This window comes from Arthrobacter sp. 01L42 (genome assembly GCF_056400005.1).
The window spans coordinates 35,479-50,578 of sequence record NZ_JBFTSL010000028.1 but is presented as its reverse complement, the minus strand read 5'-3'; the positions used below and the strand labels follow the sequence as shown (position 1 = coordinate 50,578).

Below are 15,100 nucleotides of genomic sequence, written 5' to 3'. Positions count from 1 at the left end.
GGGCCGGTGCGGGGGTTGGTGGCGGTGTTCATCACGGTGATCAGGTGTTCGAACTGGTCCGTGGTGGCGAAGATTTCCAGGTGCTGCAGGCCGTGCCGGGGTTTGCGGAGGAAGGCGCCCTGGAGCTGGCGGAGCAGTTCCTCGGAGGGTTCGGCGCCGTCCTGGTCCAGTGCCTCGGCCCAGCTGCGGCTGACCCGGGCCAGGAAGTCGGCGTCGTTCTCGGCCGCGGTGCGGGTCAGGGCGTGCTCCATCGCCGCGACGGCCTCCGGGAGGCAGCTGTGCCGGACCCGGTCCAGGGCGAGCGTGATGACGGTCGCGGCGCGGGAGGCGACCTCGCCGGCCGCGACGGCGGCTCCGAGCTCCGGGTGCACGGGCGGGATGGGCCGGCCGGCGAGTCCCTGCCGGGGCAGCAGCGTGTCGGCCAGGCAGAGCCGGCGCCTGGCCTCCGCGGCGCTGATCCGCAGCCGCGCCCGCAGGAACTCCACCGTGTTCCGGTACCCGTCATCCAGCACCGATTCCGGCGCGGCCGGCTCACCCGTTCCGGGGGTGCCGGCGGGCGCCGCCGCAACAGACCTGCCCGCGGGAGCCGAGGCCAAGGAGGCGCCGGCGGGTTCCGCGGTTCCGGGTGCGCCGGTCTGCCACCCGCCGCCGCTCTCACGCCAGCCGGTGGTCCACCCGGTGACCGCCCCCGCCGCGACCCCCGCGGCCGCGGCCGCGGACTGCTTCCTGGTCCGGTCCACGGCGGCCGCCGCGACGAGCTGCAGATACTCCACCGCGCGGGAGACTTCCTCCACGCCGCCGGCGAAGTCCGACGCGGCCCGGAAGCCCCACGACCCCGCATCCTCCGCGGCCGTCGAACCCACCGCCCGCAGCGCGGCCAGGGCGGCGTCCATACCGGATTGCCCGACCGGGGCTGCACCCCGGTCCGTGCCCTCCGCCTCGTCCCCGCAGGCGGTGAAATCCCTGATGAAATCCCTGACGGCTTCCATGGCTCGAGTCTATTTGAGGGCTCCGACAATTTTAGGAGGGCACCGTGCGTGATCACTCTCAGACCGCGGCGCCACCTGCCCACGGATCGACGGGCGATCAGGCAGGTTTCACATCGTGCTGTGCAGGACCCGTGGGCGGCCAAACTGCGTGTGAACTCCGGGCGAGAAAAGTACGGATTCGGGTGGCCCGGCCACTTCGATTCCCGCGGCGCGCACGAGTTGGTCCTCAAGGCCGAACAGCTGCGCGCGGTACAGCGGCCATGCACTGTGCGTGTTGGGCACATAGATGGTCCTGCCCCTGAACCGTGAATGCAGACCGAACCGCGCCGTGAGGTGGATCGACAGCGCGTCGGTGGCTGCGACGTCGGGCTCTGGGACGACCGAGAAATCGCTCCGGGTGCCGCCTCGAAAGCGTCGCACGGAATACCCAGCCGACGCCGATCCGGTAAATCCATCGGCACCCACGTAGCTCGCCCGCGACCACACATAAGGTATCCCGGCCGCCCGCGCGGCCAGCACCACCGCCAAGCGTGAGGCATCGAGGCTGCGGAAAACGACACCGCGGGTGCCGTCCGGCTCGCGGGAGTAGAGGCGTACGTTGATCTCGTTGAAGCTTCCGAAATAGGGGATGCCGGGACCGCGACCAACTCCGGCACCCTGCATACGAAAGCCGATTAGCCCCACCCACGCGGACCCGTCGAACACATCCGGCGCGACGCCCGGTGGCATGAACCGCGCCGCCACTGCCTCAGGAATGCGCCAGTGCAGGAAGACGGCATCCAGCCAACGCTGGTCCATGATGATTGGCGCCGGAAGCTCGGGTGCAGCCGGCCACAGATCAACGCCCAATCGGATCAGCTCCCTTCAGTCGGCAGGGTCTTCGGTCAGCAGTGTACGAGCCAGTCGGCACCATGAGAATCGGTCGGCCGGCGGAGTCACTTGGCATCGGCAAAGGTTCGCGGAAGCAGGGTCAGTTCAATGCCCGGGTGCCCTCCGGAAGGGCTCCACCGGCCAATACTGCCGCCGTCGCATCGGCCAACGCTGTCAGCGCCACGCGCTGGGTCCACGGGCCGTAGGAAATGCGCGCCACGCCAAGTTCCTGCAATTTGGCCGGTGCCAAGGATCCGGGCACATTGATGACCGAGATCTTGTTCCACCCAATGCCTTCCACCAACGCGGTGACAGTCGGCTCGTCCAGCAGGCCCGGCACGAACACCGCGGTCGCACCGACGTCGAGGAAGGCCCGGCCGCGCTCAATGGCGTCCGCAAGCACCGCAGAAGGGTCCCGGTCCTTGCCCTTCAAGAAGGCGTCGGTGCGGGCGTTGAGGACGAAGTCGATGCCCTCGGCCTCGGCGGCGCGGATTACAGCGCTCATCTGTTCAACGGCGTCGGCGAGCGGGCGCATCTGGTCCTCGATGTTGGCTCCGACAGCGCCGACGCCAATCGCCTTGCGAACAGTTTCGCCGGGATTGCCGTAGCCCGCTTCGAGATCAGCACTGACGGGCAGCGACGTGGCGGCGGCAATCACCCCGACGGCGGCGATCATTTCGTCCACCGGGATGTTCTCGCCGTCTTCGTACCCGCGCGACGCAGCGATGGAGTGGCTGGCCGTGGCCAATGCCTTGGTCCCCGGAACGCCGGCAACCACCTTCGCGGTGATCGCGTCCCAGACGTTGACGAGTTGGAGAATTTCCGGTGCGTGGTGGAGATGGAGCAGCTCGGTGGCTTTGGAGGCACGGGAACGCGCGTGGTCTGTCATGCCGCGAGCCTAGCGGGGCACCGTGCCAGCCGGAAGGGTTTCAGCCTGCCGCGGAAGAGTCAGGTGATCCCTCGCGCTGAGTCTGCCAGGGCCAGCGTCCGGTGATTTCCAGCTCGAGCGAGAAGCTCAGGAAGGTCCGGATGAGCACAATTATGGCCAGCACGCCGACGCCCTCGAAGGTCGGCGCGACGGCGACCGAACGGATGATGTCGGCCGCGACGAGCAGCTCGAGCCCGAGGAGGATGGAGCGGCCCAGCAGTTGCCGGTACGAGCGGTACACGGAGAGCGGTGCGGAGCCCGCCGGCTGGCGTTCCGGCTGGAATCCGCGCAGCGCCAAGGGGATAGAGACGAGGGCGCCGACCACCATGACGGCCACACCGGCGAAGTCCATGAAGCCCCCGACCGACTCGATAATGTGCTGAAAATCCATGGTTCCCCTCAGAGAAGTGGGCGGTGAGATTCAAACTTTAGGGGTGCCGGGCGCCGATACCCGCGAGAACGGCTCGGTAGCCTTCTCGGAAACTGGGGTATTGAAACTCGAAACCGGTGCTGCGGAGCAGCCCGTTGCTGGCCCGCTTATTTCCGCCCCGGGAGGGTTCGCCGCCCGCCGCTTTGCCGCCCGACGCCGATGTGCCGGTGGTGCCGCCCGACGCCGATGTGCCGGTGGTGCCGCCCGCCGCTGCACCAGTGGACTCTGCCGTCGGCGCAGGGAGTCCCAGTTCCGCGGCCAGGAATTCCAGCACGTCGCCGAGTTCGGCCGGTTCATTGTCCACGCCCAGATAGACCGCCGCCGGAACCGTGCCCATGGTGCACAGATGGACGATCGCGGCGGCGGCGTCGTCGCGGTGGATCCGGTTGGTGAAACGCGAAACAGCAGGAATGACCGCGGTTCCGCCGCGTACCTGGTCGATCAATCGCGTCCGGCCGGGGCCGTAGATTCCACCGAGCCGCAGCACTACGGGGGTGATGCCGGTGCCGCGCAGGCGGCCGTGGAGGAGTTCCTCTGCTTCGCGGATGATGCGGCCCGAGAACCCGCCGGGTTCCGGCGTCGTGCGTTCATCAATCCAGCCGCCGCCGGCATCTCCGTAGACGGCGGTCGAAGACACAAACAGGACCCGGCGGACGTTTGCCCCGGAGGCGAGGACCGCGTCCAGGACGTTCGACAGCCCGTCCACGTAGGCGGCACGGTACGCCTCCTCAGTCGGGGAATCCGCGGCAATCGCGACGACGACGGCGGTGGTGTCCGCCGGGATGGGCGGCAGCTCAGCGGAGCCCAGGTCAGCGGCGACTCCCTCGATGGCGGCAGGGAGTTTCTCCGGCGAGCGGCGCCACCCCACCACGCGGTGGCCAGCCGCCGCGAAACGCAGCCCGGCCTCGGTGCCAAGATCGCCGCAACCGGCCAGCAGAACAGTCATGAAGCCAGTCTGCCAGCCTTCGGGAAGCGCCACGGACAGGCTTGAGAAAATCTTGAACCTCCAATTGCGGCTGAAGTATCCGACCCGACGCCCGGGGCCGCCCGGCGTCGTTCAGTGCGGCCCTTTGCTACCTCGCCGGGATCGGGAAGAACGCCCGCGGATCCTGCATCAGGGCAGGGTAATCGAAGGCGGAGCGGTCCACGATCTCGTCGACCTGGAAGTTGCGTGCGAATTGGCCATCAACCGTGATCGGACGGCCCAGGACCTTGCCGACGGCGAAGGCGGCGCCGTCGTTGACCGGGATGGCAACCACGGAGTTGCCGGGCAGGGTGGTGAACGCCTCCTCCTGCTGCTGGCGCTTGCGGGTGGGCTTCTTGACGAGCTGCTTCGGGGGCAGCTTGCGCACCTTGCTGGGACGGCGCGAGCCTGAGTCGGCGTAAACGAACTGGTAGTCGTCGTCCGCGGGGACCTTGCTGCGGCCAACAGGCGGCAGGCTGACAGTTTTCAGCTGTGCGGGCTCGGTGTCGCCCAGGGGCAGGCGCAGGACCCACATGCGGTCCCCGGCTGGATCCTCGGGCACCAGCTCGTGCTTCGGTTCGGGCCAGATGTACTCCAGGTCCGGGTCCGTGCCGGGGAATACCTCTGTGTAGAACCGCGGATCCTTGGCGATCAACCGGGACCGGTGGCTGAGGTGGAAATCCGCATTGCCAAGCCATGGCGGCATCGGGATCTTGGCGGCGTAGTCGGGGTGGGCCGCCTGCGGGGCGAACTCCATGATTTTCTCGCGCATGGTGTCCTCGCCGCCGCGGGCCGTCCATTCATCCACTATGGCCAGGCCGTACATGGTCAGCGCAGGAACGTACCCCATCCACATCCTGATCGCCGGGTGCGACTGCCAGCCGTACTCCGGGATCACCAGCGCACGCAGGATCTGCAGCGCTTCGACGCGCTGCTTGCCGAGCCGCACACGGTCCAAAACCGCGGCGCTCTGCTGGAAATCAGGGAAGGGGAGGAAAGTCTGCATCTCTCCAGTTTGAGGCCACGGACCAAATGCGCCAATTGCTGGCGCGCGGCGGTGAGGGTGCTCACATGACGGAACAGGGCAGACAGGCGTGCTGGAGAGCGGCTAAAATAACATGAACCACTCCCGCCGCCACGGAAGACACGCCCATGCCTTATCAAGCAGAGCCTTATCAAGCAGAGCCCTATTCAGCAGAACCATCTCTAGCAGAGCCTAAGTCAGCGGAGCCCATTACTGCCTTGCCTTTTACAGCAGAGCCACCAACAGTAAGGGTGGCACCGGCGCCGTTCGTGCCCAGGTACGGACAAATGCTCAGCCCCGACGCCCACGGGATAGTGGTGCTGGAGGAATTCACGCTGGATCCGGTTGCCGCCCGCGACGAGCAGCGCGGATTCCGCGCGGCTATGGCCGGCGTGGCCCTCACCATGCGGCGCCTGGTGGCCCTCCGCCTCTTCATCGCCGCGGTGGCGATCGCCAACCTGCCCCTGTTCCTGCTCTCGAGCGGCTGGGAGATCTACGTCATCTCACTGACCCTGGTGGTAGCCGTCCACGCCGCGGTGTCCTGGCTGAACCGCCACGAGCCCAGGATCAAGCAGCGCCGGATGCTGGAATTGCACCTTCACCGGGAGCGGAGCGCCAACTACCGCAAAGTCCGCGACGCCGTGAAGTACGTCATTGACGCCCCGGCCCGGATGAACGAAAGCCTTTACCTTGAGCTCCTCGCCGCGAAACGGGTAGCGCTGCATCTGGCCATGGGCACAGTGGCCCTGCTGGACACGAGCGACGACGCCGCCTGGAAAGTGCGGATTATCCGCGAAATCCCACAGGCCGCCTGAGCCCGCACGTCTGAGTCCGCACAGCTCACTGAAGCACCACGACGCCGGAGCCTCCCCTTGCGGGATCGCTCCGGCGTCGTGCTGTGTGTCGTGCTGTACGCCAAGTGCTGTAACCGCCCTATGCGGGCAGCTGCAGCATTTGGCCCGGGAACACCAGATGGGGGTTGCTGATGGTCGCCGTGTTGGCGTCGGCCAGCGCGTGCCAGCCTCCGGCGATGTTGAGCTTCCCGGCGATCGTGCTCAGGGTTTCGCCGCTCCGGATGGTGTAGGTCTGGCCGCTTAGGGACACCGGTGCAACGTGGCGGGGTGCCGGCACGGCTGTTTTAGGGGCGTATCTGGCGGGAGCCTTGGCTGCGACGGGAATCGCGGCGGGCCGCTGTGACGTGGCCGCACTCTGCGGCGCCGCGGCGCCGCCGCGCAGTCCCAGCTTGGCGGCGCAGGCTGGCCACGCGCCCCAGCCCTGGCTGGCCTGCACTTTCTCGGCGACGGCGATCTGTTGCGCACGGCTGGCATTGGCCGGAGATCCCGTGCCGCCATGGGCAGCCCACGTGCTGGCGCTGAATTGCAGCCCGCCCGCGTATCCGTTTCCTGTGTTGGTGGCCCAGTTCCCGCCACTTTCGCATTGGGCCAGTGAGTCCCACGTGGAGGCGGGGGCTGTGGCCGGTACGGCCGCGTTCGCGGCCGAGGCGGACAGGGCGACGCCTGCAATTGAGACGGCCGCAAAAGTGACGCCGCGGCGCGCGGCAGTGCCATAGGTTGATTTCTTCATGGTTTAGATGCTCCTGAGGCCCACCAGCGCTCGGTCCGTCCCCGGACGTTTTTACGCCACTGCCCGCCCCTGACAATAGAGGTCATAGCGGTGTCTACCGGTCGGGCAGTATCTGGTGGTGGTAGCACCGGGCATGCAATACCCGGTTGCCGGGCATGGACACTAGGCTAAGTCAGCCCCGTGCCGTTATCAAGACGTTACTTTCCCTGCTTCTGCCGTTATCATCCGGCCCGCATCGACGCCGACGCCCGCGCCCCGGCCCGCAGTGACGCCGACGCCCGCGGCCCGCGTGGATCAGCTTCCGAGCATTGCGGCCAGGTACGGAGCCGTCCGGCTCGCCGTGGAGCCCGCGACGGCGGCCGGGGTCCCGATCGCCACGATCTCGCCGCCCGCGTCGCCACCGGCCGGGCCGAGGTCGATCACCCAGTCCGCTGCGGCCACCACATCCATGTCGTGTTCCACCACGATGACGGTGTTGCCGGCGTCCACGAGCCGGTGCAGTTGGGCCATGAGGAGCTGGACGTCGGCCGGGTGCAGGCCGGTGGTGGGCTCGTCCAGCAGGTAGAGGGAGTGGCCGCGCTGGGCACGCTGCAGTTCGGTGGCGAGTTTGATGCGCTGGGCCTCGCCGCCGGAGAGCTCGGTTGCCGGCTGGCCGAGGCGGAGATAGCCCAGGCCCACCTCGCGCAGTGTTTGCAGGCTGCGCGCCGCTGCCGGTACCCCTTCGAGGAACTCTGCGGCGGCATTGACCGTCAGGCCCAGCACCTCCGCCACGTTTTTGCCCTGGTACGTCACCTCAAGGGTTTCCGGGTTGTAGCGCGTGCCATGGCACTCGGGGCAGGGGCCGTAGCTGCCGGGCAGGAACAGCAGTTCGACGGCGACGAAGCCCTCGCCCTGGCAGGTCTCGCAGCGGCCGCCGGCAACGTTGAAGGAGAAGCGGCCGGCACCAAAGCCCCGCGCCCTGGCCTCGTCCGTGGCCGCGAACTCCTTGCGGACCGCGTCGAAGAGGCCGGTGTAGGTGGCGAGGTTGGAGCGCGGAGTGCGGCCGATCGGTTTCTGGTCCACCTTGACGAGCCGGTCCAGCTGGTCGAGGCCTGAGACCGGTCCGACACAGAGCGGCCCGGTGGACTCACCGGCGTCGGCCTCCAGGTCCTCGGGGGTCTTGGCAGCGTCTGGCTCCGGGTGCAGCCTGGCGCCGACCACCTCGGCCAGGACCTGGCTGACCAGCGTGGACTTGCCGGAGCCGGAGACGCCCGTGACCGCGGTCAGCACGCCGAGCGGGAAGTCGGCGTCGAGTTCGCGCAGGTTGTGGCGGCTGATGCCGCGCAGTTCCAGCCAGCCGGCAGCTTCCCGCCGGGTACCGCTGGCGGCGGAACGGGCGCCGTCGTCCGCGCTGTGGCGGACGCCGCCGTCGCCCGAATCCGCCGAACCGTCCGGGAACAGGAACGGCCGGGTCACGGACGCGTCCACCGCGGCGAGGCCGGCCACGGGGCCGCTGTAAAGCACCTCGCCACCGCCTTCACCGGCGCGGGGACCGACATCCACCAGCCAGTCGGCGCGGCGGACGATGTCCATGTTGTGTTCCACCACGAACACCGAGTTGCCGGAGGACTTGAGCTGGTCCAGGACTGCGAGGAGGGGCTCGGCGTCGGCGGGGTGCAGTCCGGCGGAGGGCTCGTCCAGCACGTAGATCACGCCGAACAGCCCGGAGCGGAGCTGGGTGGCGATCCGGAGCCGTTGCATTTCCCCGGGGGAGAGCGTGGGCGTGGACCTGCCCAGCGCCAGGTAGCCCAGGCCGAGGTCCAGCAGCACCGTGACGCGCTGCAGGAGGTCGCGGGTGATGGCGACGGCCACCTCGTTGCCCTCGCCGGAGGACTGCTTCCGGGAGGCGGTGCCGGCCTCCGTGAGTTCGGTGGTGGGGCGGATGATGTCCGCCAGTTCGGTCATGGGGACGGCGTTGAGCTCGGCGATGGTGTGCCCGGCGAAGGTGACGGCGAGCGCGGCCGGGGTCAGGCCGCTGCCGCTGCAGACCGGGCACGGGCCGGTTTCCATGAAGCGCAGCACCTTCTCGCGCATTGTGGTGCTCTTGGAATCGGCGAGCGTATGCAGCACATAGCTCCTGGCGCTCCAGAACCGGCCCTTGTACGGCTTGGCCACGCGGTCGCGCTGGGGCGTCACCTCCACCACGGGTTGTTCCTCGGTGAACAGGATCCAGTCGCGGTCCTTTTTGGGCAGCTTCCGCCAGGGGGTGTCGACGTCGTGGCCCAGGTGGGTGAGGATGTCGCGCAGGTTCTTGCCCTGCCAGGCCCCGGGCCAGGCGGCGATGGCGCCGTCGCGGATGCTCAGCGAAGTGTCCGGGACCAGGGAGGACTCGGTGACGGTGTGCGCGATCCCCAGGCCGTGGCACTCCGGGCACGCGCCGGCGGCCGTGTTCGGCGAAAAAGCGTCCGAGTCCAGCGGGCCGGCGCCGTCCGGATAGCTGCCGGCGCGGGAGAAGAGCATGCGCAAAGAGTTGGACAGCGTGGTGAGGGTGCCCACCGTGGAGCGCGAACTCGGCGTCCCGCGGCGCTGCTGGAGCGCGACGGCGGGCGGCAGCCCGGTGATCATTTCCACCTTGGGGTTGTGGCCCTGCTGGATGAGCCGGCGGGCGTAGGGGGCCACGGATTCGAAGTAGCGGCGCTGCGCCTCGGCATAGATGGTGCCGAACGCGAGGGAGGACTTGCCCGAGCCGGAGACGCCGGTGAAGGCGACAATTGCGTCGCGGGGCACGTCCACGTCCACGTTGCGCAGGTTGTTCTCACGGGCGCCGCGCACCCGGACAAAACCGTCCGTCGGATTGCCTGGAGCGAGATCAGGAATGAGGTCCCGGCCGGCCGGGCGCGGCAAATGGGAAGCATGCTGTTTACTTTGCATTGGTTCGACTCTATCCGCTCCGGGGAGCGCCGGGCATATCCTTACCGGATGGAAACACACGACGGCGATGCCCAGTTGACAGCGGAACAGCCGGAAGAACCGGAAGAGCCGGAGGCGGGCGAACCGCTCCCGCTCCCGGTCGCCGAGCTGCACCTGCATATCGAGGGAACGCTGGAACCGGAGCTGATCTTCGCGCTGGCCGAACGCAACGGGATCGCACTGCCCTATGCGGACCTGGACGAGTTGCGTTCGCGCTACGAATTCACTGACCTGCAGTCCTTTTTGGACCTGTACTACGCCAACATGGCCGTGCTGCAGACGGAGCAGGACTTCGCCGACATGACCCGCGCCTACCTGGCCCGGGCGGCGCTCGCCGGGGTCCGGCACGCGGAGATCATGCTGGACCCGCAGGCCCACCTGTCCCGCGGGATACCGCTGGAGACGTGCGTCAACGGCGTGGCCTCGGTGCTGGCCGGATCCCGCGAAGAGTTCGGCATCTCCACCCTCCTGATCGCGGCCTTCCTGCGCGACCTCACCGAGGACTCCGCTCTCGAGGTGCTGGAGCAGCTGCTCGCCATGGGCGCCCCGATCGCCGGCATCGGGCTCGATTCCGCCGAGGTGGGCAACCCGCCGGCCAAATTCGAGCGGCTCTTCGCCCGGGCCAAGGACGCCGGGCTGCACCGGATCGCGCACGCCGGCGAGGAGGGCCCGCCGTCGTACATCATCGACGCGCTGGACCTCCTCGACGTGGAGCGGATCGATCACGGCATCCGCTGCATGGAGGACCCGGAGCTCGTGGAACGGCTGGTGGACGAGCTCATGCCGCTGACCGTGTGCCCGCTGTCCAACGTCAGGCTCCGCGCGGTGGACGCCCTGACCGGGCACCCGCTGCCGGCGATGCTCGCGGCGGGGCTGAACGTCTGCGTGAACTCGGATGACCCGGCGTATTTCGGCGGGTACGTGGACGACAACTTCGCGCAGCTGAAATCGGTGATCGGCCTGTCCGAGTTCGACTGCGTCCGGATGGCCGCGAACTCGATCCGGTCCTCCTTCGCGAGCGAGGAGCGCAAGGCCGAGCTGCTGGCCGAGCTCGCCGCGTCCGGACACTAACCACCCAAGCAACGCGGGGTCACTTACGGCCCATCCGGAGGCCCCGGACGGGCCGTAAGTGACCCCGCGTTGGCTGTCGAACGGCCGGTTTAGACGTCGATCGAGTCCATGTGCGGGTACCGCGCTCCGGCTGCCACCCCGGCCGGAGCCAGTTCGTCCAGGCGGGCCAGGTCCTCGGCGGAGAGTTCGACGTCGGCAGCGCCCAGGTTCTCCCGCAGCCGGTTGACCTTCTTGGTGCCGGGGATGGGAACGATGTGCTCGCCCTGGGCCAGCAGCCAGGCCAGTGCCAGCTGCCCCGGGGTGCAGCCCTTCGCGTCCGCCAACTCCTTGACCCGGTCCACGAGCTGCAGGTTGCGGTCAAAGTTCTCGCCCTGGAAGCGCGGGGAGTGCCGGCGGAAATCGTCTGCGGCAAAGTCCTCGGGGCTGCGGAACTGGCCGGTCAGGAATCCACGGCCCAGCGGGCTGTAGGGCACAAAACCAATGCCGAGCTCGGCGAGGACAGGGAAGACCTTGGTCTCCGGCTCGCGCTCCCACAGCGAGTATTCGGTCTGCAGGGCGGTGATGGGGTGCACCGCGTGGGCCCGGCGCACGGTGTCGGCGCTGGCCTCGGACAGGCCAAGGTGCCGGACCTTGCCGGACTGGACCAGCTCAGCCATGGCCCCGACGGTTTCCTCGATCGGGACGGTCTTGTCCACCCGGTGCTGGTAGTACAGGTCGATGTGGTCCACGCCCAGCCGCTGCAGGCTGGCATCGCAAGCGGCGCGCACGTAGTCGGGGGAGCCGTTGATGCCCACCCAGGATCCGTCGGGCCGCCGTTCGTTGCCGAATTTGGTGGCCAGGACGACGTCGTCGCGCCGGCCCGCGATGGCCCGGCCCACAAGCTCCTCATTGGTGAAAGGGCCATACATGTCAGCGGTGTCGAGCAGGCTTCCGCCGGCGTCGAGAAACGCCTTGATGGTGGCGATGGACTCGTTGTCCTCGCCGTGGCCGTAGAACTCGCTCATGCCCATGCAGCCCAATCCCAGGGCTGAGACGGTGAGTGAACCGAGTGTGCGGGTTTCCATAGATATCTCCTCAACGGGAACGGTTGGACGCCCTGTCCGGCACCTGATCCGGCGCATGTTCAGCGGCGGGCGGGCGCGCAGTGGGCAGACCGCAACTTTAGGCCCATCGGCCCGGGGACACAACGGGAGGCCCGCTTTGGCTCGGTGCTCAATGGCTCGCGTAATGCCGGTCCGGCCCGGGAGCGAAAACGGCGTATGCCATCCGACCCAGCCAGAACGGCTGCAGACTTCCGGACCCGCGGATCGTCAGTACGAGCATGCGAGGGCGATCGCCCAGGCAATGGCTGGGGGCCGCTTGATCCCTACGACGCCGGGGCGGCTGCCATCTTCGCCCGGACCTCGTCCATATCCAGGTCCTTGATGGCGGTGATGAGCTGTTCCAGCCCGGCCGCGTTCATTGCCCCGGGCTGCGAGAAGACGAGGATCCCGTCCCTAAAGGCCATCAGGGTGGGGATGGAGGTGATGCGGGCGGCGGCGGAGAGGCCGGGCTCGGCCTCCGTGTCCACCTTCGCGAAGACGACGTCCGTGTGGTTGTCGGACGCCTTGCTGAACGTGGGGGCGAACATCCGGCACGGGCCGCACCAGGCTGCCCAAAAGTCCACCAGCACGATGCCGTTGCCGGTGATGGTGTCGTTGAAGGTTTTCTCGGAAATGTCGATGGTTGCCATGGCAAAATATTATACCCCCTGGGGTATATCAGCAAGCGCGGCACCGGGTTTGCATTTATACCCCAGGGGGTATCATGATGGAGAGGGAAAGATGGCCGCCCGGGAGGATATCCGCACACTTTTCCTGCGCCTGACCTACGCCGGCGCGGGTCTTTCCCGGGCAACCCCTGGTCCCGTATTTTGCCGCTCAACATTTTGCCGCTCAACAGGCCAGTCCTACCGAAAGGTCCAGCACATGGAAATCACCCCGCAGCAGCTCGCGGAACAGCTCAAGACCGGCAGCGATGCCCAGATCGTGGATGTGCGCGAACCCGCTGAAATCGCCGAAGGCATGATCCCCGGTGCCACGCACATTGCCCTGGGCGAACTGGCCGGCCGCCTCAGCGACCTGGACAAGTCCCGTCCGGTCATCGCCGTGTGCCGCAGCGGACGCCGCAGTGCGGCAGCCGCTGACCAGCTGGCGGCCGCAGGCTACACGGCTTACACCGTGCCCGGCGGAATGCTTGATTGGACTGCCGCGGGATTCCCGACCGCCTGACCCCACCAGACTGCCCGGGCGGCGCGCCCCCAAGCGCCGCCCGGGCTTCCATTTGCCCGGACCGTGTCCCTGACGTGGCGAACCGGGCGGTGGAGGGCGTTGCGTAGTAGCGGGCCGCCACAAGAAATGCTCCAAGAAATACCGAAAGAGATCATGAATTCCTTGAATACGACCACCCCTGTTCTTAGCGCTCCCAAGTCAATCGATGCCTCGACCCTGAAGGCCTGGGAAGATAACCACGACGATCTCATGGTCATTGATGTGCGCAGCGGCGCAGAGTTCGATGCCATGCACATCAATGGCTCGTACCATGTGCCGCTGTCCATGCTCAGCGAACACGCGGAAGAATTCGCGGCCAAGATGGGTACCCGCGTGGTCCTCGTCTGCCAATCCGGTAACCGGGCCGAGCAGGCCCGCAAGCACCTGGACGCCGTAGGCCTGGCCAGTGCCAGCGTTCTGTCTGGCGGGGTCCCCGCCTACGCGGCCGCCGGCGGGAACGTCGTCCGCGGCCGTGGCACCTGGGCCCTGGAACGCCAGGTCCGGATGACCGCCGGCTCCCTTGTCCTTGCCGGCATGCTCGGCAGCAAGTTCATCTCGCCCAAACTAGGCCTAATTGCCGGCGGCATCGGTGCCGGCCTGACGTTCTCCGCGGCCACTAACAGCTGTGCCATGGGTCAGATGCTCTCCAAGATGCCGTGGAACCGCTCCGCGAACGAGCCCACCGCGCACCAGGCCCTGAAGAGCCTGGACGCGAAGGCATGATCATTTCCGCGGCGGCGTTCGGGCTGATCGTCGGTGGCCTGCTGGGCCTGGTCGGAGGCGGCGGATCCATCCTCGCCGTGCCCGCCCTGGTCTATGGCGTGGGGCTGCCGCTTGCGGCGGCGATCCCGACGTCGCTGGTCGTCGTCGGCGCATCCTCCGCCGTCGCGGTGCTGCCCCGGCTGCGGAACGGGGTGAACTGGAGACTGGCGCTGATCATCGGCGCCGCAGGCACCGTGACGGCCTACCTCGGCGCGATGGTCAACAGGTTGCTGGACCCGAAGGTCCTGCTGCTGGCTTTTGCCGCGATCATGGTCTTCGCCGGCATCCGGATGCTGATGCCGTCGACATCCGTCGGCGGCGCCTGCGCGCTGCCCGGCGGCGGCGTCAACTGGCGCAGCTGCCTGCCCAAGGCAATCGCTACCGGCGCCGTCGTCGGGTTCCTGACCGGTCTGCTCGGCGTCGGGGGCGGCTTCCTGATCGTCCCGGCACTCACCCTGGCTCTCGGACTCCCGATGGCGCTGACCGTTGGAACTTCCCTCGTGATCATCGTGATCAACTCGGCCGCCGGCTTCGCCGCCCACCTGGGTGATCTGCAGATCGACTGGGCCGTCACGGCGGCCTTCGCCGTCACCGCGATGGCCGCCTCACTCGCGGCAGGGCGGATCGGCACCGGCATCCCGGACAGGGTCCTCAAGCGTGGCTTTGGAATCCTGGTGCTGGTGATCGCCGCCTACGTCGCTGTGCAGGCGCTCCTGTCCTGAGGGGCGCCAGGGAACGTGAAAAAAGCGCCGGAGGACATGTCCTCCGGCGCTTTCCCTTCCTCAACGCCTGTGCTTGGGCGCCGGCAGGGTCCACCTACCGCCCGAACAGCTTCGCGAAGAAGCCCTTGCCGGTCGACTTTTCCTGCTCGTGCCCGCGGCAACGCTGGGAGCTCGGAACCCCGCGCATGACCTGGTCGACGTGCTGGCCGCAGCCTGCCCATGTGGTCTTCTGGCATTTCTTACATGTCACCGCACGGCACATCTGGTTGCTCCCTTGCATAAGTGGATAGTCTCATCAGTATACCCCCTAGGGTATTTGTGCGGATGAAGACTTCACCGCGAGATAGAGCGGCAGCCCCGCGGGCCGGCGCCAAGGCAGCCTTCGAGGGAGTGTTTTGAGGCCGCCAACGGTCTGGGCGCAGCATCGCCACCGCGTCCGGTTCCAGCCGAGTTATCCCCTTGATTCCACTGCGCAGCGGGAGGATCGTGGGCCGTGCG

At 67.8% G+C, this 15,100-nt stretch carries 15 protein-coding genes; 5 read left to right on the top strand and 10 right to left on the bottom strand.

Annotated features, from left to right (window positions below):
• The 6 genes from AC1DN2_RS19865 to AC1DN2_RS19840 all read right to left on the bottom strand — a co-directional run.
• Window positions 1-989 (bottom strand): DUF222 domain-containing protein (locus AC1DN2_RS19865; RefSeq protein WP_476851654.1); only part of this gene is annotated, 989 nt, incomplete at its 3' end.
• Between the two features lie 108 nt (window positions 990-1,097).
• Window positions 1,098-1,787, bottom strand: a complete 690-nt coding sequence (locus AC1DN2_RS19860) for a YqjF family protein (RefSeq protein WP_476851655.1) — start codon at window positions 1,785-1,787, stop codon at window positions 1,098-1,100.
• Window positions 1,788-1,959: 172 nt separating this feature from the next.
• Entirely contained in the window at window positions 1,960-2,748 is a 789-nt protein-coding gene (locus tag AC1DN2_RS19855; protein ID WP_476851653.1) for an isocitrate lyase/PEP mutase family protein, read from the bottom strand.
• 40 nt (window positions 2,749-2,788) lie between these two features.
• Window positions 2,789-3,178, bottom strand: a complete 390-nt coding sequence (locus AC1DN2_RS19850) for a DUF1622 domain-containing protein (protein ID WP_476851652.1) — start codon at window positions 3,176-3,178, stop codon at window positions 2,789-2,791.
• Window positions 3,179-3,215: 37 nt separating this feature from the next.
• Window positions 3,216-4,163, bottom strand: coding sequence for an SDR family oxidoreductase (locus AC1DN2_RS19845; RefSeq protein ID WP_476851651.1), 948 nt, complete (start codon window positions 4,161-4,163; stop codon window positions 3,216-3,218).
• A gap of 127 nt (window positions 4,164-4,290) precedes the next feature.
• Window positions 4,291-5,187, bottom strand: a complete 897-nt coding sequence (locus AC1DN2_RS19840) for an MSMEG_6728 family protein (protein WP_230008990.1) — start codon at window positions 5,185-5,187, stop codon at window positions 4,291-4,293.
• A 305-nt stretch (window positions 5,188-5,492) separates the two neighbouring features.
• On the opposite strand from AC1DN2_RS19840, the gene AC1DN2_RS19835 reads away from it, so the two are divergent.
• A complete protein-coding gene (locus AC1DN2_RS19835; RefSeq protein WP_084476203.1) occupies window positions 5,493-6,020 on the top strand; it encodes a hypothetical protein in 528 nt (175 codons plus the stop codon).
• Between the two features lie 118 nt (window positions 6,021-6,138).
• Here AC1DN2_RS19835 and AC1DN2_RS19830 read toward each other — a convergent pair whose 3' ends face one another.
• Window positions 6,139-6,789, bottom strand: coding sequence for a transglycosylase family protein (locus AC1DN2_RS19830; RefSeq protein ID WP_476851650.1), 651 nt, complete (start codon window positions 6,787-6,789; stop codon window positions 6,139-6,141).
• A gap of 294 nt (window positions 6,790-7,083) precedes the next feature.
• Window positions 7,084-9,699: an excinuclease ABC subunit UvrA gene (locus AC1DN2_RS19825; RefSeq protein WP_476851649.1), complete on the bottom strand. Its 2,616-nt coding sequence runs from the start codon at window positions 9,697-9,699 to the stop codon at window positions 7,084-7,086.
• Window positions 9,700-9,747: 48 nt separating this feature from the next.
• On the opposite strand from AC1DN2_RS19825, the gene AC1DN2_RS19820 reads away from it, so the two are divergent.
• A complete protein-coding gene (locus AC1DN2_RS19820) occupies window positions 9,748-10,809 on the top strand; it encodes an adenosine deaminase (RefSeq protein WP_476851648.1) in 1,062 nt (353 codons plus the stop codon).
• 89 nt (window positions 10,810-10,898) lie between these two features.
• On the opposite strand, the gene AC1DN2_RS19815 is transcribed toward AC1DN2_RS19820, so the two are convergent.
• Together AC1DN2_RS19815 and trxA are read right to left on the bottom strand one after the other, a co-directional pair.
• A complete protein-coding gene (locus AC1DN2_RS19815) occupies window positions 10,899-11,873 on the bottom strand; it encodes an aldo/keto reductase (protein ID WP_476851647.1) in 975 nt (324 codons plus the stop codon).
• Window positions 11,874-12,175: 302 nt separating this feature from the next.
• The gene (trxA, locus tag AC1DN2_RS19810) at window positions 12,176-12,541 is read right to left on the bottom strand and encodes a thioredoxin (RefSeq protein ID WP_230007315.1); all 366 of its coding nucleotides are present in this window, start codon (window positions 12,539-12,541) and stop codon (window positions 12,176-12,178) included.
• 235 nt (window positions 12,542-12,776) lie between these two features.
• Here trxA and AC1DN2_RS19805 point away from each other — a divergent pair, with 235 nt between their 5' ends.
• From AC1DN2_RS19805 to AC1DN2_RS19795, 3 genes are all read left to right on the top strand, one after another.
• On the top strand, window positions 12,777-13,079 hold the full coding sequence (locus AC1DN2_RS19805; RefSeq protein WP_476851646.1) for a rhodanese-like domain-containing protein: 303 nt from the start codon (window positions 12,777-12,779) through the stop codon (window positions 13,077-13,079).
• Between the two features lie 153 nt (window positions 13,080-13,232).
• Window positions 13,233-13,841, top strand: a complete 609-nt coding sequence (locus AC1DN2_RS19800; RefSeq protein ID WP_476851645.1) for a rhodanese-like domain-containing protein — start codon at window positions 13,233-13,235, stop codon at window positions 13,839-13,841.
• Window positions 13,838-14,602, top strand: coding sequence for a sulfite exporter TauE/SafE family protein (locus AC1DN2_RS19795; RefSeq protein WP_476851644.1), 765 nt, complete (start codon window positions 13,838-13,840; stop codon window positions 14,600-14,602). Before AC1DN2_RS19800 ends, AC1DN2_RS19795 begins: the two co-directional genes overlap by 4 nt.
• Window positions 14,603-15,100: the final 498 nt, after the last annotated feature.

What these genes read in the sequence shown, in the direction of transcription:
- AC1DN2_RS19860 (WP_476851655.1), bottom strand. Translation starts at nt 1,787, where the DNA reads ATGGACCAGCGTTGGCTGGATGCCGTCTTCCTGCACTGGCGCATTCCT.
- AC1DN2_RS19855 (WP_476851653.1), bottom strand. Translation starts at nt 2,748, where the DNA reads ATGACAGACCACGCGCGTTCCCGTGCCTCCAAAGCCACCGAGCTGCTC.
- AC1DN2_RS19850 (WP_476851652.1), bottom strand. Translation starts at nt 3,178, where the DNA reads ATGGATTTTCAGCACATTATCGAGTCGGTCGGGGGCTTCATGGACTTC.
- AC1DN2_RS19845 (WP_476851651.1), bottom strand. Translation starts at nt 4,163, where the DNA reads ATGACTGTTCTGCTGGCCGGTTGCGGCGATCTTGGCACCGAGGCCGGG.
- AC1DN2_RS19840 (WP_230008990.1), bottom strand. Translation starts at nt 5,187, where the DNA reads ATGCAGACTTTCCTCCCCTTCCCTGATTTCCAGCAGAGCGCCGCGGTT.
- AC1DN2_RS19835 (WP_084476203.1), top strand. Translation starts at nt 5,493, where the DNA reads ATGCTCAGCCCCGACGCCCACGGGATAGTGGTGCTGGAGGAATTCACG.
- AC1DN2_RS19830 (WP_476851650.1), bottom strand. Translation starts at nt 6,789, where the DNA reads ATGAAGAAATCAACCTATGGCACTGCCGCGCGCCGCGGCGTCACTTTT.
- AC1DN2_RS19825 (WP_476851649.1), bottom strand. Translation starts at nt 9,699, where the DNA reads ATGCAAAGTAAACAGCATGCTTCCCATTTGCCGCGCCCGGCCGGCCGG.
- AC1DN2_RS19820 (WP_476851648.1), top strand. Translation starts at nt 9,748, where the DNA reads ATGGAAACACACGACGGCGATGCCCAGTTGACAGCGGAACAGCCGGAA.
- AC1DN2_RS19815 (WP_476851647.1), bottom strand. Translation starts at nt 11,873, where the DNA reads ATGGAAACCCGCACACTCGGTTCACTCACCGTCTCAGCCCTGGGATTG.
- trxA (WP_230007315.1), bottom strand. Translation starts at nt 12,541, where the DNA reads ATGGCAACCATCGACATTTCCGAGAAAACCTTCAACGACACCATCACC.
- AC1DN2_RS19805 (WP_476851646.1), top strand. Translation starts at nt 12,777, where the DNA reads ATGGAAATCACCCCGCAGCAGCTCGCGGAACAGCTCAAGACCGGCAGC.
- AC1DN2_RS19800 (WP_476851645.1), top strand. Translation starts at nt 13,233, where the DNA reads ATGAATTCCTTGAATACGACCACCCCTGTTCTTAGCGCTCCCAAGTCA.
- AC1DN2_RS19795 (WP_476851644.1), top strand. Translation starts at nt 13,838, where the DNA reads ATGATCATTTCCGCGGCGGCGTTCGGGCTGATCGTCGGTGGCCTGCTG.